This is a genomic window from Planktotalea arctica, assembly GCF_002105285.1.
Lineage (GTDB): Bacteria > Pseudomonadota > Alphaproteobacteria > Rhodobacterales > Rhodobacteraceae > Planktotalea > Planktotalea arctica.
In genome coordinates this window covers 116,780-139,372 of the sequence record NZ_MUHR01000005.1, presented here as the reverse complement: position 1 = coordinate 139,372, position 22,593 = coordinate 116,780, and the positions used below count along the sequence as shown (strand labels likewise).

The 22,593-nt window shown below is 56.4% G+C and carries 15 protein-coding genes and 1 tRNA gene; 3 read left to right on the top strand and 13 right to left on the bottom strand.

Features of this window, described 5'->3' with window-relative positions; translation table 11 throughout:
- Window positions 1-4 precede the first annotated feature (4 nt).
- The 10 genes from B9P63_RS05355 to B9P63_RS05310 all read right to left on the bottom strand — a co-directional run bounded on the left by B9P63_RS05355 (window position 5) and on the right by B9P63_RS05310 (window position 13,157).
- Window positions 5-928: a DMT family transporter gene (locus tag B9P63_RS05355; RefSeq protein ID WP_085307533.1), complete on the bottom strand. Its 924-nt coding sequence runs from the start codon at window positions 926-928 to the stop codon at window positions 5-7.
- Window positions 929-966: 38 nt separating this feature from the next.
- Window positions 967-1,470, bottom strand: coding sequence for a peptide-methionine (S)-S-oxide reductase MsrA (gene msrA / locus B9P63_RS05350; RefSeq protein WP_085307532.1), 504 nt, complete (start codon window positions 1,468-1,470; stop codon window positions 967-969).
- A complete protein-coding gene (gene msrB / locus B9P63_RS05345) occupies window positions 1,467-1,916 on the bottom strand; it encodes a peptide-methionine (R)-S-oxide reductase MsrB (RefSeq protein ID WP_085307531.1) in 450 nt (149 codons plus the stop codon). Before msrB ends, msrA begins: the two co-directional genes overlap by 4 nt.
- A 141-nt stretch (window positions 1,917-2,057) precedes the next feature.
- On the bottom strand, window positions 2,058-4,058 hold the full coding sequence (locus B9P63_RS05340) for a hydantoinase/oxoprolinase N-terminal domain-containing protein (protein WP_085307530.1): 2,001 nt from the start codon (window positions 4,056-4,058) through the stop codon (window positions 2,058-2,060).
- A 115-nt stretch (window positions 4,059-4,173) separates the two neighbouring features.
- The gene (gene queG, locus B9P63_RS05335; protein WP_085307529.1) at window positions 4,174-5,205 is read right to left on the bottom strand and encodes a tRNA epoxyqueuosine(34) reductase QueG; all 1,032 of its coding nucleotides are present in this window, start codon (window positions 5,203-5,205) and stop codon (window positions 4,174-4,176) included.
- Window positions 5,195-5,860, bottom strand: coding sequence for an FtsZ-binding protein FzlA (gene fzlA / locus B9P63_RS05330; protein WP_085307878.1), 666 nt, complete (start codon window positions 5,858-5,860; stop codon window positions 5,195-5,197). Before fzlA ends, queG begins: the two co-directional genes overlap by 11 nt.
- 61 nt (window positions 5,861-5,921) lie before the next feature.
- Window positions 5,922-6,680: a monofunctional biosynthetic peptidoglycan transglycosylase gene (gene mtgA, locus B9P63_RS05325; protein WP_085307528.1), complete on the bottom strand. Its 759-nt coding sequence runs from the start codon at window positions 6,678-6,680 to the stop codon at window positions 5,922-5,924.
- A gap of 80 nt (window positions 6,681-6,760) precedes the next feature.
- Window positions 6,761-11,293 carry a glutamate synthase large subunit gene (gene gltB, locus B9P63_RS05320; protein ID WP_085307527.1) on the bottom strand — a complete coding sequence of 1,511 codons (4,533 nt, stop codon included), beginning with the start codon at window positions 11,291-11,293 and terminating at the stop codon, window positions 6,761-6,763.
- Window positions 11,290-11,721 (bottom strand): GFA family protein, encoded by a 432-nt coding sequence (locus B9P63_RS05315; protein WP_085307526.1) that lies wholly within the window; start codon window positions 11,719-11,721, stop codon window positions 11,290-11,292. Before B9P63_RS05315 ends, gltB begins: the two co-directional genes overlap by 4 nt.
- Window positions 11,718-13,157, bottom strand: coding sequence for an NAD(P)-dependent oxidoreductase (locus B9P63_RS05310; RefSeq protein WP_085307525.1), 1,440 nt, complete (start codon window positions 13,155-13,157; stop codon window positions 11,718-11,720). Before B9P63_RS05310 ends, B9P63_RS05315 begins: the two co-directional genes overlap by 4 nt.
- 227 nt (window positions 13,158-13,384) lie before the next feature.
- On the opposite strand from B9P63_RS05310, the gene B9P63_RS05305 reads away from it, so the two are divergent.
- Window positions 13,385-14,191, top strand: a complete 807-nt coding sequence (locus B9P63_RS05305) for an undecaprenyl-diphosphate phosphatase (RefSeq protein ID WP_085307524.1) — start codon at window positions 13,385-13,387, stop codon at window positions 14,189-14,191.
- Window positions 14,192-14,238: 47 nt separating this feature from the next.
- Here B9P63_RS05305 and B9P63_RS05300 read toward each other — a convergent pair whose 3' ends face one another.
- A complete protein-coding gene (locus B9P63_RS05300; RefSeq protein WP_085307523.1) occupies window positions 14,239-15,219 on the bottom strand; it encodes a complex I NDUFA9 subunit family protein in 981 nt (326 codons plus the stop codon).
- A gap of 201 nt (window positions 15,220-15,420) precedes the next feature.
- Between B9P63_RS05300 and B9P63_RS05295 the strand changes: the two genes are divergently transcribed.
- Window positions 15,421-15,506: transfer RNA gene (locus B9P63_RS05295), tRNA-Leu, on the top strand.
- Between the two features lie 209 nt (window positions 15,507-15,715).
- On the opposite strand, the gene B9P63_RS05290 is transcribed toward B9P63_RS05295, so the two are convergent.
- Together B9P63_RS05290 and B9P63_RS05285 are read right to left on the bottom strand one after the other, a co-directional pair.
- Window positions 15,716-18,844, bottom strand: a complete 3,129-nt coding sequence (locus tag B9P63_RS05290; protein ID WP_085307522.1) for an efflux RND transporter permease subunit — start codon at window positions 18,842-18,844, stop codon at window positions 15,716-15,718.
- A 5-nt stretch (window positions 18,845-18,849) separates the two neighbouring features.
- Window positions 18,850-20,055 (bottom strand): efflux RND transporter periplasmic adaptor subunit, encoded by a 1,206-nt coding sequence (locus tag B9P63_RS05285; RefSeq protein ID WP_085307521.1) that lies wholly within the window; start codon window positions 20,053-20,055, stop codon window positions 18,850-18,852.
- 514 nt (window positions 20,056-20,569) lie between these two features.
- On the opposite strand from B9P63_RS05285, the gene B9P63_RS05280 reads away from it, so the two are divergent.
- Window positions 20,570-22,459 (top strand): PIG-L family deacetylase, encoded by a 1,890-nt coding sequence (locus tag B9P63_RS05280; protein ID WP_085307520.1) that lies wholly within the window; start codon window positions 20,570-20,572, stop codon window positions 22,457-22,459.
- Window positions 22,460-22,593 lie beyond the last annotated feature (134 nt).

The window sequence follows — 22,593 nt, the reverse complement described above, 5'->3', positions numbered from 1 at the left end:
CAGCCTACCCGTGCGGCGTTAAATTCGGTCGCGCCTTGCCACGCTTCAACCCCAACGCCCGCTCGCGCCAAATGATCAACAGCCCTGCAAAAATCACAATAGCCGAACCGGCCAACATCTGCGGCGTCGGAACATCTGCAAAGAAAACATAGCCAATGATCATCGCAAACAGGATCGAGGCATAATCAAACGGCGCAATCACCGCCGCATCCGCAAACCGATAAGCCGATGTGATGAAAATCTGCGCAACGCCGCCAATCAAACCCGCAAAAACCAGCATTGTGATCGCGCCCGCATCCGGCAGGGTCCAGCCAAACGGCAGCGTCAGTAGCGACAAAATAGTCGTCGTCATCGAGAAATAGAACACAATCGCGGATGTCTGCTCTGTCTGCGCCAAACGGCGGATATGGATCTGTGCCAAAGCGCGAAACATCGCGGAGGCCAGCACCAACATCACGCCTATCTGCGCCGCACTTTCCATCGCCTCTCCAGAGAAGATCGACAAGCGCGGCGACAAGATCACCATAACGCCAATCAAACCCAGCAGAACCGCCGACATGCGATAAACGCGCAAGCGCTCACCAAGGATCAAGGCTGCCAAAATCACCGTCATCAGCGGTGCGGCAAAGCCTATCGCAGTCACATCAGGCAAAGGTAAATAGGCAAGCGACGAAAACCCGAAACCCATGCCACACACACCGATCAGCCCGCGCCAAACATGACCCATTGGGCGCTTCGTCTTTAATCCCGTAGACAACTCACGTCGCCAAACGAGCCAACCCAAGATGACCGGCAGTGCAAAGAAGGAACGAAAGAACATCGCCTGCCCTGTGGGCACATCCTCCGTCGTCGCCTTGATCAAGGCGGACATAATGACGAACAGAACGACCGAGGCGAGTTTGAGCGCGATGCCAGTAAATGAGGACATGCCCCATCGCTATACCAGCATCGCACGTGTTGAAAGGGTTACTCCGCCGCGCGCTTGGGCAACACCCAATCCGGGCGAATAAAGTGACAGGTGTAGCCATTTGGAACGCGTTCCAGATAGTCCTGATGCTCTGGCTCTGCTTCCCAGAAATCGCTCACCGCCTCAACCTCAGTCACAACCCTGCCAGGCCACAGGCCAGACGCATCAACATCTGCAATCGTATCCAGCGCAACCGCCTTTTGCGCATCGCCCACATAGTAGATCGCAGAGCGGTAGCTAAGCCCACGGTCATTGCCTTGGCGGTTCTCTGTAGTGGGATCATGTATCTGGAAGAAAAATTCCAAAAGCGAGCGGAACGTGATGCGCGCGGGATCAAAGATAATCTCGATCCCCTCCGCGTGCGTGCCATGGTTGCGATACGTCGCGTTCGGCACATCTCCGCCAGTGTAGCCTACACGCGTTGAAATCACCCCGTCCATTTTACGGATCAGGTCTTCCATACCCCAGAAACACCCCCCTGCTAAAACTGCGCGCTCTGTCATACTACATCCTCCACTTGATCCAGATATTTTGCATAACCCTCACCCTCCATGTCGTCGCGGTGAATAAACCGCAAAGACGCCGAGTTGATACAATAGCGCAAGCCACCGCAATCGGGCGGTCCATCGTTGAATACATGGCCCAAGTGACTATCACCGTGCGAGGATCGCACTTCTGTGCGCACCATGCCAAGTGTCACATCTTTCAGCTCTGCCACAAATTCATCCACCAGCGGCTTGGTGAAAGATGGCCAGCCACAGCCGCTCTCGTATTTGTCCGACGAGGCAAACAGAGGCTCGCCCGAAACGATATCCACGTAAATTCCTGGCTCCTTATTGCCAAGGTATTTGCCCGTACCGGGCCGCTCCGTTCCGCTTTCCTGCGTGACGCGATACTGCTCGGGATCGAGCGTCGCGATCACGTCCATATCCTTGCGATATTCAGCCATGGCATCCTCCTGAAATGTCTGTCTGGTATTACATGGTGCCGATGTGCAAAAATCAAAGCGAGATTTCAATGTGCGCGCGGCTCTGTGAAACATTGAAACATGAAATTGAAAGTGCGTAACAGCAGCATTATTTCAACTTTATCAAGCTGCGATTCTTGGGCGCCCTGACGCCTCCACCGTAATCACCGCCTCGATGAACACCTCACGCGCCTCCGCCTCGACGCTTTTAATGTCGCGCGTCGCATGGATGTGGATATCCTCAGCCCCCGAACCTTGCGCATCCGCCAAAGCCTGCGCGCGCAAATGATCCTCCAGCGCGCCAAGCGCCGCTGCGCTGTCGGCATAATCCTCCGGCCCCGTTTCGAAATGTACGCGGTAGCGCCCCTCGCTTGGTGCGGTCACAGTCCCTTGTCTGCGCATCGTGACGCGCCCGACGACCGCACCGATCGCATTGGCTACGCCGCCATGTTGAGGCAGGATCGCCTCGCAGCCAAGGCGCTCGCCAACCGCAGGATAATAGCTCATCGCAGAAGCCCCAAGGCCGACAATCGGCAGGTTCAACCCAACCTCAATGCGCAGCAGGCCGCGATGCCCTTGCAGCCCCCTTTGCGTCAAAACATGGCGCGCCAGATCAGCAGGGGGCAGGCCAAAGCTCTCTGCTTCCTCCGCAAAAGCCGTCTCTAACAGGGCCAAAGCCGTTTGATGCGTCAACTGATCAATCACAATCTGCGCCATCACATCTTGCTCGGGTGCAAGCCTATCGCCAGCCCCCGTGCGCCGACGCCCCATCAGGCACAGCGCCTTTTTGGCGGCCTCCACGTCCCAAACATCAACGCGTCCCAGCGCATGACTTGCATCGCTCGGTGTCAGCGCTGCAATCTGCACCAAACCGCGCTCTACCAGCCGCTTGAGCGCTTGCGCCTCGATCCGGTTTTTCAGCGCATGGCCCATCGGCAAAACGCCGCCGCCGATCCGCTCCAAAAGCGCCTCCTCGCGCGCGCCCAAACCATCCCTGCGCAGGCCCTTAACAGCGCGCACAAACCGCCCGTCATATTCCCCCGGCACAGCGGCGCGCATCTGCGCATCAAGCGCCGCGTGCACCACGTCAGGTGCATCCAGTGCCACTAAAGACACAGGCACGACGCGCCTCGGCCCTAGCGTGACACCGCCTCTCAGGCCTGAGCCGATGAAATGCACCTCGCTATCGCCGCCAAGTCCATGGGTGCGCATCGCCACCGCCTCGACCATCGTGCGGTAGGGTCCAACCTGTGCACCCATCGGATCAATCGCAGGACGCCCGTCGCGCAGCACTGCGATGTCTGTCGTCGTGCCGCCAATGTCGGACACCAACGCATGATCCGCCCCCGTGAGCCAACGCGCGCCGACGATCGAGGCCGCAGGCCCGCTCAGGATCGTCTCGATCGGTCGTTCCCGCGCCATGTCCGCGCCAATAAGCGCGCCGTCTCCGCGCACCACCATAAGCGGCGCGTCGATTCCAAGCCGCTTCAACGTCCCTTGCGCCGATGCAATCAGCCCGTCAATCATCCCGATCAGCCGCGCATTGAGCACCGCCGTCATCGCACGCTTGGGACCATTGAGCTTGGCCGAGAGCTGATGCGAGGCGCTCACCGGCGCGCCTGTCACTTCGGAAATAAGCGCCGCTGCTTGCAACTCATGTGCAGGGTTTCGCGTGGCGAATTGCGCGGCGACGGCAAAGGCAGAAACGTCCTTGTGCGTCTCTAAAAAGCGCTTTAGAGCCTGAATATCCAGTGGCTCCGCCTGCCCACCCGCATGATCATGGCCCCCTGCAATAACCAAGGCTGGATCACCCTTAAGCGCATCGCGAAGACCATGCGTATCAAGATCACGCTCCTTAAACCCGATATAGACCAGCGCCACACGCCCGCCCTGCCCCTCAACCAGCGCATTGGTTGCAAGCGTGGTGGACAAGGATGCCATCGCCACCTCGCTTGGATCAACGCCGCTTTCTTTCAGCACCGCCTCAATCGCACCACCGATGCCAACCCCCAGATCATGCTTGGTCGTCAGCGACTTCGCAGAGGCCACTACGACGCTCTCGTCGCGCAGCAAAACCGCATCGGTATATGTCCCACCCGTATCCACACCCAGCAAAAGCGCCATGACCAGCCTCCCTTAGTTCCACAACGACCTAGCAAACAAACCCGACACGTCCCGCCTGTTCACGCCATTGCCCTTCATCTTTCCAAATAAACTTCCCGCGGAGCGTCCTGCACTCTCAAGCCAATCGAACGATCGCCCAGCGCGCCGCATCCGCAACTGCCGAATCAGGATCACCCACCAAGCCTTGCGCAACTTCGCGCAACTCCGCCAAGCCCGAATTGCCAATCGCATACAGCACATTGCGCACGAACCTATCGCGCCCGATCCGTTTGATGGGCGAGCCGGAAAACATGGCGCGGAACGCTGTGTCATCAAGTCGCGCCAAGTCTGCAAGACGCGGCGCGCGCAATTCCTCGCGCGCGGCGTAGCGCAACTCTCGCGCGTCCACCGCGAATTTGTTCCACGGACAGACCGCGAGGCAATCATCGCAACCGTAAATGCGGTTGCCCATCAAGGCGCGCAGATCTTCGTCAACCGGGCCTTTATGCTCGATCGTCAGATAGGAAATACAGCGTCGCGCATCGAGTTGATAGGGTGCGGGAAAGGCTTTCGTCGGGCAGACATCCAGACAGGCGCGGCACGATCCGCAATGATCGACCTCCGCCGCATCGACAGGTAACTCCAGCGTGGTGAAAACAGAGCCTAAAAAAAACCAACTGCCCAATTGACGGCTCACAAGATTGGTATGTTTGCCCTGCCATCCCAGACCCGCCGCTTCGCCCAAAGGCTTCTCCGGCACAGGGGCTGTATCGACAAACACCTTTACTTCACAGGCCTGCGCATCAATCAACCATCGCGCGAGCCGTTTAAGCCGTTTTTTCACCAGATCATGATAGTCCTTGTTCTGCGCATAAACCGATATCGCGCCGCGATCGCGGTGGCCTAGAATATCCAGTGGATCATGTTCGGGCGTGTAACTTTCGCCCAGCATAATCACGCTGCGCGCCTTTGGCCAAAGCGCCGCTGGATCGCCCCGCCACGTCATGCGCTCGGCCATCCAGCCCATCTGGCCATGACGGCCCTCGCGCACGAACGTCTCTAAACGCTCCGGCACATGCGGTACGTCCCAAGGGCGACAAATGCGACATGCGTCAAAACCAATCTCATGCGCCTGTGACGCGAGCCGGTTTTTAAGATCAGAAATCAAGATCGTTGTAGTGCTTCGCAGGCGGAAATCCCGGCACCTGATCTGCGAGAATCGAGCGGAACGCAGGGCGTGATTTGATCTTCGCGTACCAGTCCTTGACCGTATCCGAACGCGTCCAATCCACATCCGAATTGTAATCAAGCGCCGACAGATGCGAGGCCGCTGCAAAATCCGCGATGCTCATGCTATCCCCAGCCAACCAGCGACGATGATCCAAGAGCCACGCCATGTAATCGAGGTGATACTTGATCGCCTTCGCACCCTCTTTGACATTACGGCTATCGGGATAGCCTTGATTCATTAACTTCTTGTTCACCCGCTCATAGAGCAGCTTGGATGTCACTTCCTGATGAAACTTGTCATCGAACCAGGCCACCAGACGGCGCACCTCATAACGCCCTTCTGCGCTTTGCGGCATCAACGGCGGAGTCGGGTTTTTCTCTTCGAGGTATTCACAGATCGCCATGCTGTCGGGCATCGTGCGCCCGTTCATCTTTAGGATCGGCACTTTGCCCGCCGGGTTCCGGCGCAGAAAATCGGGATCAGCTTCCCAATAGCGTTCTTCGATCAGCTCCACATCGATCTTTTTCTCGGCCAGAACCAGCCGCACTTTGCGGCAGAACGGTGAAAGGGGAACGTGGTAAAGACGGGCCATAGGATACAGGTTCTTACTCAAAGATGTGTGCAGTTCTGAATGCCCCGCTTGGCCGCCGAGTTCAATCCTGAAAACAGGCAGCGCGCCCATCGCGGCGGATCGTAGCCGCCCCATCAATAATCTGACGCGTGCGTTTTCGTACATAATTTGACGGACGCGATGCGCTGCGCGTCTTTGGCGAGGGTAGGATCGCTGCCAGCCGCGCGGATTGCATCGCGCTTAGTTGCTCTGGCCCAACCCCGAAGTAATGACGCGCCGCCGCCTCGACGCCAAACACGCCCTCATCAAATTCTGCGATGTTCAGGTAGACTTCCAAGATGCGCTTCTTGGACCATGTAAGTTCGACGAGCGGCGTCAAAACAGCCTCCAGCGCTTTGCGCACATAACTGCGTCCGTGCCAAAGATAGACGTTCTTCACAACTTGTTGGCTTAGCGTAGACGCCCCGCGCGCGCCGCCCGAATCCACCGCTGCGCGGATTGCGGTCATATCAAAACCCCAATGATTACAATAATTCGAATCCTCCGCCGCCACGACAGAGCGCGCCATCACAGGCGCAATGTCTTCCATGTCGGTCCATTCGTGATCGACTTCGCTACCAATGCGCAACTCTTCGCTGCGCATGTAGGGCGTCTTATTCGGGTTCACCCAAGCATAGAAGCAGACCCATAACAGAACCGCGGAAGCGGTAAGAATGGTAGTGCGCAAGGCCCAGCGTCTCACGAACAAACGCGCGAATGTGATCCGCTCCGCAAGAGAGCGCTTCACCTTGGTTTTGGTCGTTTTATTGGGTGCTGTCTTTTTCTTTGCTGCGCGTGCCATGAAAGCGACCTTACAGCGCGCACTGCAACAGCAAAACGCCCGAAGCACTGCTTCGGGCGTTTTTATAATTTCAGTTGCGCTTACTCCGCAGGAACAGCGGTTTCTTCAATACCAAGCGGATGCGGAATCTTGTTCAGCATTTCGATTGGGCAGATTTGCACAAAATTTTGCAGCTCCAAGTCCCAATGTTGCAGCAACTCTTCTGCTTTGCGGCTACCCGTTTCAGCCAAATGACGCTCGACGAGCGATTTCAACTGACGTTCCCAATGTGCGGTCATCACAGCACAAGTGACCAGCGTTTCGTGATTCATCAGCTTATGCGCAAGGCCGTCTGGGTCGTATAAATAAGCCATCCCCCCCGTCATGCCCGCACCGAAGTTCGCACCAATCGAGCCAAGGATCACAGCAACGCCGCCAGTCATATATTCGCAACCGTTAGAGCCACAGCCCTCGATCACAACATGCGCACCAGAATTGCGAACCGCGAACCGCTCGCCTGCGCGACCCGCGGCAAAGAGGAAGCCATCGGTTGCCCCATAAAGCACTGTGTTGCCGATGATTGTATTCTCGGACGCTTTCAGTTTACTGGCCATGGGCGGACGCACGACGATTGTGCCACCAGACAGACCCTTGCCCACGTAATCATTGGCATCGCCGCTGACTTCCAGTTTCAGACCAGGCGCTGCAAAGGCACCAAGTGATTGACCCGCAGAACCTTTCAGATGAACCGTCAAATGATCCGGCTGAAGCGAGTTACGCATACCGAATTTCTTCACGATATGGCTGGAGACGCGCGTGCCAACCGTGCGGTGCGTGTTCTGGATCGCGTAGCTCAGCTGCATTTTTTCACCGTCCTCCAAGAAGCGCGCAGCGTCGCGCACAATCTCGGCATCGAGCGTGTCAGGCACAGGTGTGCGTGGGCGCGCGCGATCATAGACAATATCCGCAGCGCCATCGACGGTGATAAGCAGCGGGTTGAGATCAAGATCATCAAGGTGCGCAGAGCCGCGGCTGACTTGGTGCAGAAGGTCCGCACGTCCAATCACGTCATCCATGGAGCGCGCCCCGATAGAGGCGAGCACTTCGCGCACTTCTTGTGCATAGAAAGTGATCAGATTGACAACCTTATCTGCGTTGCCCGTGAACTTGGCGCGCAGCGCGTCGTCCTGCGTACACACGCCAACGGGGCATGTGTTGGACTGGCACTGACGCACCATGATGCAGCCCATCGCGATCAGAGCAGCAGTGCCGATGCCATATTCTTCAGCGCCCAGCATTGCGGCCATGACGATATCACGGCCTGTGCGCAAACCACCGTCTGTGCGCAGGGTGATACGATCCCGCAGGTTGTTCATCGCAAGAACTTGATGCGCTTCGGTCAGGCCCATTTCCCACGGCAAACCCGCATATTTGATCGAGGTCGCAGGCGATGCGCCCGTGCCACCATTGTGACCTGAAATCAGGATCACATCGGCCTTTGCTTTGGCCACACCAGCCGCAATCGTGCCGACGCCCGACGAAGCAACCAACTTGACCGTCACTTTGCAGCGCGGATTGATCTGCTTGAGATCATAGATCAGCTGCGCGAGGTCTTCGATGGAATAGATATCGTGATGGGGCGGTGGTGAAATCAGCGTCACGCCTTTGGTCGAGTGACGCAGACGTGCAATCAGGTCTGTGACCTTCATGCCCGGAAGCTGACCACCCTCACCGGGCTTGGCACCCTGTGCGACCTTGATCTCCAGCTCTTCGCATTGGTTCAGATATTCAGCCGTTACGCCGAAGCGACCGGATGCCACCTGCTTGATCTTGGCGCTCGGGTTATCGCCATTCGGCTCTGGTACGAAATGTGCCGGATCTTCGCCGCCCTCCCCGCTATCAGAGCGTGCCCCAATGCGATTCATTGCGACGTTGAGCGTCTTGTGCGCCTCGGGGGACAAAGCACCAAGCGACATGCCGGGCGTTACGAAACGCTTGCGGATCGCTGTGACGCTTTCCACTTCGTCCACATTGATCGCCGCGCCCATCGGCTTGATCGCCAGCAAATCGCGTAAGTGGATCGGCGGATTGCTTTGCATTTTCGCCGAATAGTTCTTCCACATCTGGAAAGAGCCGGTGTTGCACGCGGTTTGAAGCATATGCATCGACTGCGCTTCCCACGCGTGGGTTTCGCCAGTTTTGCGCGCTTTGTAAAAGCCGCCAATCGGCAGAACATCGCGGCCACCTTGCCAGCCAAGGGCATGCACTTCTTCGGCCTTATGCTGAATACCCGTGACACCAATGCCGCTAATGCGTGACGTCATGCCGGGGAAGAACTCGGCGCACATGGCGCGCGACAGGCCCACCGCCTCGAAATTCAGACCACCGCGATAGGATGAAACAACAGAAATACCCATCTTCGCCATTATTTTGAGCAAGCCCTGATCAATCGCCTCGCGGTAGCGCGCGACAGCTTCGGTCAGGGAGCAATCCAGCAAACCGCGTTCAATGCGATCAGCGAGGGAATCCTCGGCCAGATAGGCGTTCACAACAGTTGCGCCGCAGCCGACCAGAACCGCGAAATAATGGGGATCGATACACTCTGCCGCGCGCACGTTGAGCGAGCAGAAGGTGCGCAAACCCTTGCGCGTGAGGTGGCTGTGCACCGCTGATGTCGCAAGGATCATCGGCATGCCGACGCGGCCCTCGCCCTGTCCTTGATCGGTCAGAACGATGTGACCCGCACCAGAGCGCACGGCATCCTCCGCCTCGGCGCGAATACGTTCAAGGCCAGCTTGCAGCGCGCCTTTGCCGCGCTCGAACGAGCAATCGATATCGACGCGGTCCGCATTGAAGTTCTGCATCAATTCTTCAAATTGCGCATTGCCCACGAAGGGGCTGTCGAGCACCAGAATTTCCGTCTGGGCCGAGCTTTCGTCCAGCACATTCTTGAGGTTGCCAAAGCGCGTCTTGAGGCTCATCACGCGAAATTCGCGCAAGGAATCAATCGGCGGGTTCGTGACCTGCGAAAAATTTTGACGGAAGAAATGGCTCAACGGGCGGTACTTTTTGGACAGCACAGCCGAGGGCGTATCATCGCCCATAGAGGCCAGCGTTTCCTTGCCGTCCTCCGCCATCGGGGCAAGGATTTGCTCCAATTCTTCAATCGTGTAACCCGCCGCGATCTGGCGTTTGCGCAACTCGCCGCCGGAATAGATCGCCTTTTCGGTGACAGCGGCCAGTTGTTCATCCAATTCGTTGATCTTGCCGACCCATTCGCCGAACGGCTGGGATGCGGCCAGTTGATCCTTGATTTCCGTATCGCGGAACAGCTTGCCCGCCTGCATATCCACGGCCAAAATCTGGCCCGGTCCAAGCGCACCTTTCTCGACGACTGTGGCCTCGTCGATCGGCACCATGCCGGCCTCTGATCCGGCGATTAAAAGGCCATCGCCTGTCACCACGTAGCGCATCGGGCGCAGACCGTTGCGATCAAGGCCCGCACAAACCCAGCGACCATCGGTCATGGCAAGCGCGGCAGGACCATCCCAAGGCTCCATCACGGAGTTGCAATAGGAATACATATCGCGCCAACTTTGCGGCAGTTCCACCGCCTGTTTGGACCACGACTCAGGTACAAGCATCGTCTTGGCCATCGGTGCATTGCGCCCCGCGCGCACCAGAACCTCGAACACTGAATCCAGCGCAGCGGAATCCGAAGAGCCGCCCGGAATAATCGGTTTGATATCTTCGGCCATATCGCCGAACGTACCGGACGCCATGCGGATTTCATGGCTTTTCATCCAGTTTACGTTGCCCTTGAGCGTGTTGATTTCGCCGTTATGCGCCAACATGCGGAACGGCTGGGCAAGCCACCACTGCGGAAAGGTATTCGTGGAATAGCGCTGGTGATAGATCGCAAACGCACTCTCGAAGCGTTCATCCATAAGATCGGGGTAGAACACGGCGACCTGCTCGGCCAGCATCATTCCTTTGTAGATCACGGAGCGGCACGAGAGCGACGCAATATATAGCTGGCCGACATTCGCAGCCGCTGCCGCCTTTTCGATGCGGCGACGGATCACGTATAGCTCGCGCTCGAACGTCTCTTCATCGACGCCCTTGGAATTGGAGATCAGGATCTGCTCGATCTCGGGGCGGGTCGCATTGGCCTTTTCGCCAAGACAAGTGATGTCCACGGGCACATGGCGCCAACCATAAATGTAATAGCCCATGCGCAGCACTTCGGATTCAACGATGGTTCGGCAGGTTTCCTGCGCGCCAAAGTTTGTGCGCGGCAGGAAGACTTGGCCAATCGCCATCAACTCGTTCTTGCGCGGCGTGTGGCCTGTGCGCTCGATCTGATCGTAGAAAAAGGACACGGGTATTTGCACGTGGATGCCAGCGCCATCGCCGGTCTTGCCATCTGCGTCAACAGCGCCACGATGCCAGATCGCTTTCAGCGCGTCGATACCGGATTCAACCACTTTGCGCGACGGCTTGCCGTCAATGGACACCACAAGGCCAACGCCGCAAGAGCTATGCTCTTCGCTATCGTTGTAAAGGCCGTTCTCGGCCATATACGCGCGCTTGGCTTCTTCGTTCTTCACCCAATCAGCATCATACTTGGTCATTGGTTTTCTCCTAACTCGGGTGCGAAAAGTGCAAGTGTTTCTTTTGTCGTCATCTTGGTGTGCGTGCCACTGAGCTCATAGCTTGGGGCATTGTCGGTGAAATACTCCCCCGTCAGCATCGCTCCTGCCGCGTCCTTGAACAGGCCTGCCGCGGGGCGGCGCACACCGTCTCCAATCGTGCCATAAAACAGCGTTGATCCGCAGGTTTCGCAAAACCCGCGCTCTGCCCATTCGCTTGAGCGGTAGGTTTTCACCGGCCCGTCAAACACAAGGCTACCCTCGTCCACAGTCAAGGAGAGGAACATACTTGATGTATGCTGGCGGCACATATCGCAGCGACACGCGCGCATGATCGGATCCACCATCGTAGCTTGCACGGTGACATCGCCGCACATGCAGCGTCCCTCGATCGGGCTCAACGCGCTCATTCAGCGGCCACTGCTGCGCTTGCATTCAACTGATCAAGAATCGCCTCGGCGCAATCACGGCCGTCTTTGATCGCCCAAACCACCAAGGACGCACCGCGCACGATGTCGCCAACGGCATAGACGCCGGGCATATCGGTCGCACCTGTCGTGAAGGCGGCTTTGACAGTGCCCCAGCGCGTGACCTCAAGGCCCTCGACGCCCCAAAGTTTCGGCAGGTCTTCAGGTTCAAAGCCCAACGCTTTAATCACGATGTCCGCCTCTTCGACGTAGTCTGCACCCTCGATCACTTCGGGTGCTTGGCGGCCCGTCATATCCGGCGCGCCTAAGCGCATTTTCTGCACCATCACACCAGCGACTTTGCCGCCTGCTTCGGTGAAACCTTTCGGCGCAGAGAGCCATTCGAACACCACGCCCTCTTCCTCGGCGTTCTGGACTTCACGCTGGCTGCCCGGCATGTTCGCCTTGTCGCGGCGATAGAGACACTTGACCGACGTCGCACCCTGACGGATTGCCGTGCGCACACAGTCCATCGCAGTATCACCTCCGCCGATCACGACGACCTTTTTGCCCTTGGCATCCAGCTGACCGCTGTCAAATTCAGGCACAGCATCACCGAAACTTTTGCGGTTCGACGCCGTCAAATAATCAATCGCGCGCTCAATCCCCGCCGCGCCGGAACCCGGGCCAGCAAGGTCGCGGGTTTTGTAAACGCCAGTCGCGATAATCACCGCGTTATGGGCCGCCTGGATGTCCTCGAACGAGATATCCGTGCCAATGTTGCAATTCAGCTTGAAGGTCACGCCACCCTCAGCCAGTTGATCATTGCGGCGCATGACCACGTCTTTTTCCAGCTTGAAACCGGGAATGCCGTAGGTCAACAAACCGCCCGCTCGATCATAGCGGTCGTAGATCGTGACCTGCACACCTTGGCGGCGCAGAACGTCAGCGGCAGCCAATCCACCGGGGCCCGCGCCAATGATGCCAACGCTTTCTGTTCGCTCACAAGCGGGCTTGATCGCTTTGACCCAACCGTTCTCCCACGCCGTATCTGTGATGTACTTCTCGACAGAGCCGATGGTGACCGTGCCATGGCCAGAGCTTTCGATAACGCAATTGCCTTCGCACAGCCGATCCTGCGGACAGATACGCCCACAAATTTCAGGGAAAGTGTTCGTCGCTTGCGACAGCTCATAGGCCTCCTGCAAGCGACCCTCCGCCGTGAGGCGCAGCCAGTCGGGGATGTTGTTGTGCAGCGGGCAATGCGTCTGGCAATAAGGCACACCACATTGCGAACAGCGGCTGGATTGCTCTTTGGCTTTGTCGCTCGCGTATTCAGCGTAAATCTCGCCGAAATCCTTGTTCCGCAGATCAGGCGCGCGTTTGATCGGCATATCACGCTCGACCGAGATGAATTTCAGCATTGGCTGCTTTGCCATGATCTAGCACTCCTATAAATCCGGCACAGACCCGGTCAGGATTGTTTAGCCAAAGTCATTTCGAAATAAAAGTCAGAAAGAGTTACCTAAATAGTTAAATTTCACCGTGCCCTCCGCACTAATCGCACTTCAAATCAAAATTAAAGGTCCGATACGGAACCAACCTCTCTCTTCCCTCACGAATCGCTCTGCGTTAGGGCTGCGAATAGAAATTTCAGGAAACACATATGTCCCTCTTTTACCTTTTACTCGTGGCGATCATCCAAGGCATCACCGAATTCTTGCCAGTCTCTTCCTCTGGCCACCTCATCCTATTGCCCAGCCTCACGGGGATGAAGGACCAAGGCCAGGTCATCGACGTGGCTGTTCACGTTGGCACGCTCTTCGCTGTGGTGATCTATTTTTGGCGCGATGTACGCCTTGCCCTGCTCGGCATCCCGAAAATGCTGAGCGGCAAGCTGGAGGACCCGGGTGCGAAACTCGCCTTTCTGCTGATGATCGCAACGATTCCTGTAATCCTCTTTGGCTTGCTTCTCAAAATCACAGGCATCGATGATGCCATGCGCTCGATCACGGTGATTGGCTGGACAATGCTGATCTTCGGTCTTGTTCTTTATTGGGCAGATCAAAAAGGACCGACAGCGAAGGTTGCTGGGGATTGGAACCTGAAGGACACAATCATCATGGGGCTATGGCAAGCCATTGCGTTGATCCCTGGCACGTCGCGCTCCGGCATCACGATCACCGCCGCTCGCTATCTTGGCTACGCACGCGAGGACGCCGCCAAGATCGCGATGCTCATGTCGATCCCGACGATCCTTGCGGGCGGCACTTTGCTTGCCGTGGAAGTCGCTGCAAATGCAGATGCCGCCCTCGCCCGCGATGGGGCCATTGCCGCCGTCTTCGCGTTTGTTGCTGCAATGCTGGCACTGACATTAATGATGCGCTTGTTAAAATCAGTGAGCTTTACGCCCTATGTGATCTATCGCGTGGTGCTGGGCATTGTGCTAATTTGGATCGGGCACAGCTCGTAAAAAAGGCGGCCCAAAAGGGCCGCCTTTTCGAAAGTTCTAACTTCTGCTTAAGCCCTCAAGTTCTTCGCTGAATCCTTGATCGCAGCGTACTGACCGGACGGGCGGAAGCGATAGAGGTAGTCGGGCAGAACAGCTTCAAGCGCGGTCGGGACGATACCCAGATCGGCGAAGCCTTTAGCGCCCTCGGACACGACATTATCAAGGCGCAGGTTCTTCACCTGATCGCGTGTTGCAGCCGGATTTTTAATTAAGCCAAGCGTCGCCATCTCCAGCACATCAAACCCGAACGCCATAAGGCGCGCAATCGGGAAGGGGATGTTCAGGATCAAACGGCGACGCTGCACCACATGAAGCATCTCTTGCAGCAACTCGCGGAACGTGTTCACGTCAGGCCCACCGAGTTCATATACACCGTGCGCTTCTCCCAGCACGCCTTTTACAGCAGCGGCAGCAACATCATCTACATAGACAGGCTGAAACTTTGTATCCGCGCCAATCGCAGGCAGGACGGGGCCAACGCGCGACATGGAAGCGAAACGGTTGAAGAACTGATCCTCCGCACCAAACACGATCGAGGGACGCAGGATCATGGCGTTTGGCATATGCTCTAGCACATTGGCTTCGCCCAGCGCTTTGGTACGCGCGTAATCACTAGCAGCGTCCGCATCCGCACCAATCGCAGAAATCTGCACCATCGTATCGATACCAGCAGCTGCGGCGGCACGCGCCACACGGCCGGCACCTTCCGCCTGTACGGCATCAAACTTATTTTTACCGTTTTGCGTCAAAAGACCCACGCAATTCACCACAGCATCCGCACCTTGCATCACCGCAGCAACGGATGCGTCGTCGCGAATATTGCACAGCACAGGTTCGACTTGGCCGACCGTACCGTAGGGCTTGACGAACATCGCCTCGTTCGGGCGACGGACCGCAACGCGCACGCGCCAGCCTTCTTTCGCCATGCGTCGGGCGATGTAGCGGCCCACGAAACCGGAGCCGCCGTAGATCGTGACAAGTTTGGACATGCACGTAATCCTTTGTCTAATGCTTGGTGCAGATGTACCCACCCCCGCGCGCACGGGCAAGACGCTTATCCGTGGCATTTTGGGCGAAACATGCTGGATTTTGGATTAAACGTGAAATTGATGATGCAAGAGTGTCGATTTCCGAGGCGAATCTCGTTGACACTATGGGCACCCAAGTCTAAATCCGGCGAACAACCACCTGCCCAGGTGGCGGAATGGTAGACGCGCTAGCTTCAGGTGCTAGTATTCGCAAGGATGTGGAGGTTCGAGTCCTCTCCTGGGCACCAAATATCTCCTCTTCCCCAACAAAAATTAGATCCAGGCATTCTTAAGCTTAACACGTCACGCTCGGCTGACCTGATAGATCAAACCGTGGCCAGAAATTGGGCACACAAACAAGCTGGTGAGGTGGCTCACTGCAGTCTTTGCCTGATTGCATCAAAATCCACCGCCCCGATTTTCTAGCCAGCATGCACGCGCCCACGCGGGTTATAATTCACTCTGCCGGAACCAGCAGTCGTTGTGATACTCCGCGAGAGCGCCTCTTCTCGCCAAGCATCAACATCGCGGGCGTGACCACGAGCGTGAGAACGGTCGCGATGACCAAACCTCCTGCGATCGCCGATGATAATTCGGTCCACCATTGGGTTGAGGGGGCGCCGTAGACGATCTCGCGCGTGAAGAAGTTCAGATTTACACCGATAACCATTGGCATGAGACCCAAGGCCGTCGTAACGGATGTCAGGACCACAGGCCGCAGACGCTGTGCGCCGGTGCGAAGTGCGGCCTCCAGCGGGGATTGGCCTAAGCGTTTCAGATCATTGTAGGTGTCAATCAATACGATATTGTTGTTTACCACGATGCCCGCCAAGGCAATCACACCGATACCCCCCATGACGATCCCGAACGGGCGGCCTGTGACGATCAAGCCAAGCAGAACCCCTGCGATAGAGAATATGATCGCCGACATTACGACAAACGCTTGGAAGAAGTTGTTGAACTGGAGCACTAGAATCACGAACATCAGGAAGATCGCCGTGATGAACGCACCGACTAGAAAGATCATGCTTTCTTGCTGGTCCTCTGCTTCGCCCGCGAAGCTGAAGGCCACGCCTTCGGGCAAATCAGCCCCATTCAACGCAGCGGTCAGGGCGATGACCTGATCGTTTACCAGCACGCCAGGCGCAACGTTGGCTTCAATCGTCGCCACGCGCTTTTCGTCGATGCGTCGGATCACACCTGTACGCTCGGCCGGGGCAAAGGTCACGAAATTCGAAATTGGAACAAGACCAGAGCTGGTCGGAACACGCAAACTTGCCAGCTCCGCAAGGGATCGCTCTTCGCGAGGGAACCGCACTCGAATATCGAGAGATCCATCAATATCATCAGGACGATAGTCAGCTACGGTTATACCTTGGGTCAGCAACTGCACCGCTTGGCCCAGCAAACTCACATCAGCTCCAAAACGAGCAGCTTCAGCGCGGTTCACAAGGATCGACACTTCGACGCCCGGCACAGGACGCGTGTCCGTCACATCGGTAAATCCACCGATGCGATCCATAATATCACGAATTTGCTGGATTGTTTCGTTCTGCACATCGGGATTGCGGGCCGTAATTTTTAGATTCACGGGTTTACCCGCTACTGGGCCCCCACTTTCAGTCTGAACCTGAACGTCAATACCTGCAATGTCAGAGACGCTTTCGCGGATATCCACACCGATCTCAGCGGCAGTGCGGCGGGTATCCCAGGGCATCAATTCCAACTGCAATGTGCCAATGGTTTCCTCGTCGCCTTGCCCTGCCGACATCATGGATCGCGCATAAATACTAGCGATCTCGTCATAGCCGAGAAGGCGTTCTTCAACCGCACGCACCAACGCATCACGTTCGAAAATGGAAAAATTATCGCGGGCGCGGACTTGCACCTGCATGAAATCGGGTTCGATCGACGGGAAGAAACTGACGCCTTTGCCGAATTGCCCATATGCACCAAACCCGCCCAGCAACAACGCGATTGCCAACAAGAGCGTCGCGGCCGGCCGCGTGATAGCTTTTTCCAGCAAACGGACGTAGGCGCCTGTAAATCCGCCCATCTCGCGCGGATCGCCAATTTCGGCAGCGTGAAACGCGGCTTTCGCCTTAGCAGTTTGCGGCGGCCGCTTGCCAATCAGCCCGCCCATGACCGGAATGAAGATCAACGCCATGAAAAGGGATGCAGACAACGTAAGGATCACGGTGATGGGAAGGTATTTCATAAACTCGCCGACCATGCCGCTCCAGAACAACAATGGAAAGAACACCGATAGGGTCGTCGCAGTCGATGCAATGATCGGCCATGACATGCGTTTGGCAGCGAAGGAATATGCCTCTTTCGGATCGGCACCTTCTTGTAGCTTTCTATCCGCCAACTCGGCAGTGACGATCGCCCCATCCACCAGCATCCCAACCACAAGGATCAAGGCAAAGAGAACAATTATGTTCATTGAATAGCCCATCACCCACAAGGCCACGACACCTGCCAGAAACGCACCGGGAATCGACAAACCCACCAGGATCGCAGACCGTGTACCAAGGGCAAAAACAATTACAATCATCACGAGGATTACCGCGGCAATCACGTTTGCTTCCAGATCGCTCAGCATGTCTTTGACCTGCTTGGACTGATCTTGAAGGTAAGTTATTTCAACACTTTCCGGCCAATCAACGCGCAACGCCTCTACCACAGCTTTCACGTCGTCCACTGTGTCGATAATGTTCGCACCAGATCGCTTGGTGATCTCCAGCGCCAAGGCCGGTTGGCCATTGATGCGTGCGAATGAGTTGGGGTCTTCGAACGTGCGCCTGATTGTGGCGACATCCCCAAACGTTACAACCGCATCGCCGCGCACCTTGACTGGCATTGCCATGACGTCCTCAAGGTCCTCGATAAGGCCGGGAACTTTCAGAACGATACGCCCCGATCCGGTCTCAATCGCGCCAGCTGCAATAAGTCGGTTGTTGCGCTGGATTTGCCCGATCAATTCGTCGAATGACAGATTGTAGGTTTGGAAAACAGTAGGGTCGATAAGGACTTCCAGGAACTCGAACCGTTGCCCGCCAATGTCCACTTCGAGAACACCGCCAAGACCTTCGATTTCTTCCTGCATTTGCTCAGCAAGACTATTGAGTGTCCGTTCCGGTACGGGGCCGGAAAGGATCGCTGTTATAATCGGGAACAGTGCTGTGTTAATCTCGGTGATCGTGATGTCGCGCGCATCATCGGGTAAGTCACCTTGTGCGCGATCTGCCGCCTCGCGCACTTTGTCCAAGGCCTCTTGATTGTCACCACCCGCCTCGAATTCTAGCTGTATCGATGCAAAGCCTTCAGTCGCGTCAGAGTTCATGGATTTCAAGCCCGAGATTGACCCGAACTCGGTCTCCATGGGTTCCAGCAGCAAACGTTCTGCATCAGTCGGGCTAATTCCGTCGAGTCCCGTTGAGACATAGAACAGCGGCAACGGCACCTCTGGATTGGCTTCCTTGGGGATCGAAACGTAGGCGTAAATGCCGACCGACAGGATCAAGACCAAAGCCATGACAACGACCCGTGAGCGGGAGAATGCGAAATCGATGATGCTGTTCATTTGCTTTACTCACCCGCACGCGGAGAGACGGTTTCCGCCTCATTGACGAAGCCTTGACCGACGGTAATAACGTCCACGCTTTCGGGCAGGCCCGTAACCCAGATACCATCAATCTGTGCCTTCACGATTTGAATGGGGTAAAACTCGACCACGTTGTCGCCGTTCACAGTCTTAACGCCCAAAGCCCCTTCGGTATTCAGCGAAACGATTGATGGCGATAAAAAATGTGCCGTTGCTTCACCTGTCGGGATAATGACTTCGGCTGAAATACCTGCGGGAATTGCACCATCCGTGTTCTCGACCTCGATCTCAGCGAGAAATGTGCGCGTTTCGGACGCCGCAGACGTGCCTACAAATGTGACTACGCCAGCCCGTTCCTCGCCAGTGATAAAGCGAACCTTGGCGCGTTGGCCTACCGACAGACGCGTAAGAGACTGTTGTGGCACCTGAATGGCAACCGTCAGTGGCGTGATATCAACCAGACGGCCAACTTCGTCACCTGAGGAAACAAACTCTCCTTGATCAAGGTCCAATGTCTCTACGCGACCCGCAAAGGGTGCGGTGATCGTGAGTGCGTCAGCAGCTTGGCTCACCGCTATGACTTGCGCTTGCGCCGAGGCCAAGGTTGCCCGCGCTTGAGAGACGCGGTCTGCCGTAGAGACCCCCCTTTCAAGAAGCTGCTCCGCATTGTCGAACTCGCGCTGCGCTCGTGCCAACTCCTCAGAAGCGCGGTTGGCATCGGCTTGGTTCCCTGTGGGGTCGAAACGGGCAATGACATCACCAGCGGCGACATTCTCCCCCTTGTTGATGAGCACTTCGGCAATGTCACCAGAAGTCTCAGCCCGCATCATCGTATCGCGATCGGGAAGCGCTTGGCCCTCGGCCTGATAGAACTGGGTAACGGTTTCAGCCACCGACGTCGTGACAGCAACAGCAACCGGTTTCAGTTCTTCTCGGACGACAACGGGGTCAGTACCCCCTTGCGGGAAGATGAACCCACTTCCCATCCAGCCAACGATGGCGAGTACTAGAAAGGCGGCAAACCACGTGGACCGCGCAGCGCCTTTGTCAGATGTAAACGTCAATCTTTGCGGTCCGCCCTCAGCTAGTGCCGCATTGATCAGGGCCGGTTTCGGATCAGCTGTAGACGTTTTGGCCGCATCTACTTGAACGCCCTTTGTGCCAACGCGTTCGAGTGTCTTATTTGCCATTTTTTTCGTCCTTCGCTGCGGTGAAACACTATTCCATCGCTAGGTTTTGGGATGTGTCTATGTCGGACAAAGCAGCAGCGACAGCCACGTCCAAGGAGGTGTGGAGATTTAAACAGTCGCTAATCCGCATCCTACAAGTATTACGAGCACTGCTGCTTATTCTGACGCAGCCCACATGTGATTTTCTCGCAAAATTATAAAAAGACACGATTTTACCGCCACAAATCAACCTAATCAACACACGCCTTAAGATATCAGGTCTTCCTTCTAATTGAGGAGCACCTACGCCTCACCACCAAGTTTAGTCAAGTTCGTTCAGTCAAGACTGATCAACGCGACACCGCAGATAACCTGCATCTCCAAGACGTCCTCATTCCGAACAGGTAGTGGTGGGGCTCACTTGAACAGTTTTGCCCAATCCTCTCTGCTCAAAATCAATTCACCCTAGGTTAAAGGCGCGAAACACGCTAGGGTAGAGCATTGAAAGTACCCCAAGTGATTGGAACGTCCGCACATGCCAGTGCTTTATCAAAATGGCACCATGACTATCGTGGCGCACGTAGATGATGATCTGCTGTTCATGAACCCCGACATATCCAACGCAATCTCGCAGGGCGAAACTTCGACCATCGTTTACGTGACTGCGGGCGATGCAGGGCGCGATGCGGAGTATTGGCAGGGGCGCGAAACAGGGGCGAAAGCGGCCTACTCCGTGATGGCCGGTGCCGAGGATTGGGTCGATGAATTCGTCACGATCGAGCAAGCGGGCAGCAGTTTCAACGTCACTTCCTCGTACTTGCAAAGCGCCCCGAACGTGCGGCTTTATTTTCTGCGAATTCCCGACGGCGCAGGGGCGATCGCAGACCCTGCCGATTACCAATCTCTTGCACGCCTTGAGGATGGAACCCGCCTGAACGTCGAAACCGTGGACGGCTACGCAAGCTATACCCGAACAGATCTTGTCAATGTTCTGAGTGGCATGATGGAAGCGCATGATCCCGAGGGCTTTCGCCTTCAAGTTGCCGAAGGTGACTATGCAGAGGGTGAACATACGGATCACGTGCATGCGACGGAATTCGCGCTGGAAGCGATGGATGAGTTCAGTGGCACGGGCTATCAAGTCACCCATTACGTTAATTATCAGTCCGATCAACTTGCACCCAACCTCACGGATGCTGAGGCCGCATTTTCACTGGAAGTCATGCAGGCCTATGCGGCTCACGATACCGGCGTCACGGACGAATTTGGCACGCTTTTACCTGTTTTTGTGGACTGGACCACGCGTCAGCACATCGCCGAGAGTTATATAGAGGGCGAGCAGGATGATCTGCCGCCGGATGATCCCGACCCTGATGATCCTATCGAGCTACCGGATAGCGGCGATGACCCTGCGAATCAGAGCACCTATTCGCTTGGCGATCACCCCGACAATTTCTATTTCATAGTTGACCCGCTCACCGGCGACTTGACCACGAAGAATTGGTTCAGCCCGAGCTTGCAAGACACATGGGATGCCGATGCGGATTACATCTTTGATGTGACGCGCATTTCCACGCCTTTGAACGGTAGCGCGCCGACCACTGAATTGCTGCGCTTTCAAACCACCTCCGAAGGCGTGCTGACCTTGCTCGACGCGCCAGGCGTTCCTGTTAGCGATGATGACACGGGTCCCGAAAACGAACCAGATGATCCTGTGGTTCCCGATGACGATCCAGTCACTCAAGTGATCTATTCGCTCGGCGATCAGCCCGACAGTTTCTATTTCGACGTGGACCCGCTGTCAGGGCAGGTCGCTACGAAAGACTGGTTCGCGCCCAGCTTGCAGGATGCTTGGGATGCAAACGAAGATTTCACCTATGACATTACCCTTATCGCCACATCCAGCGATGGTAACGCCGTGACGACTCAGGCCATGTCCTTTGAGACAACTGCCGAAAATGTACTGACGTTGGTGGACGATACTGGCGATGATCCAGGCGCACCCGACGAGCCACCGATGGACCCGGAGGACGAGGGCACGCCACCAAGCGATCTGCCAGATCCCGAACCACCCATGCCCAGCGCTCTCACCTACACCCTGTCCGGCCCAGACGCGTTCCTGTTCGAAATGGCGCAGTACACCGGCGCTGTCACGCTAAAGGACTGGTTCATCCCGACCTACGACGACCCATGGGATCAAAACGAAGACAATATATATGACCTGACCCGCACCGCAGCCGACGACACGGACGCACTGGTCGTGCGTGAATTTTTGACCTTTGAAGTCATGCGCGACGACACGATGGTCCAAGTTTCTGCCGTGGACGATATCATACTCGCCCTCAGCGATCCCGAGGCGGATGCCGCAGACCCAACCAGCGCCGCTTTCGAGGATGCAGACCTGCTTGAAGCTGCGATAATTTAGGCGCGCAAGCATATTTTCGCGTAATGAACTTGGCTTGAATTTGCCCACACTGCGCGTATTAGTGAGCGGCAACGCCAAGGTGGGCTAAACGCTCTCTTATAAAACTGCCGCAATGACACTATGTTGATGCCGGC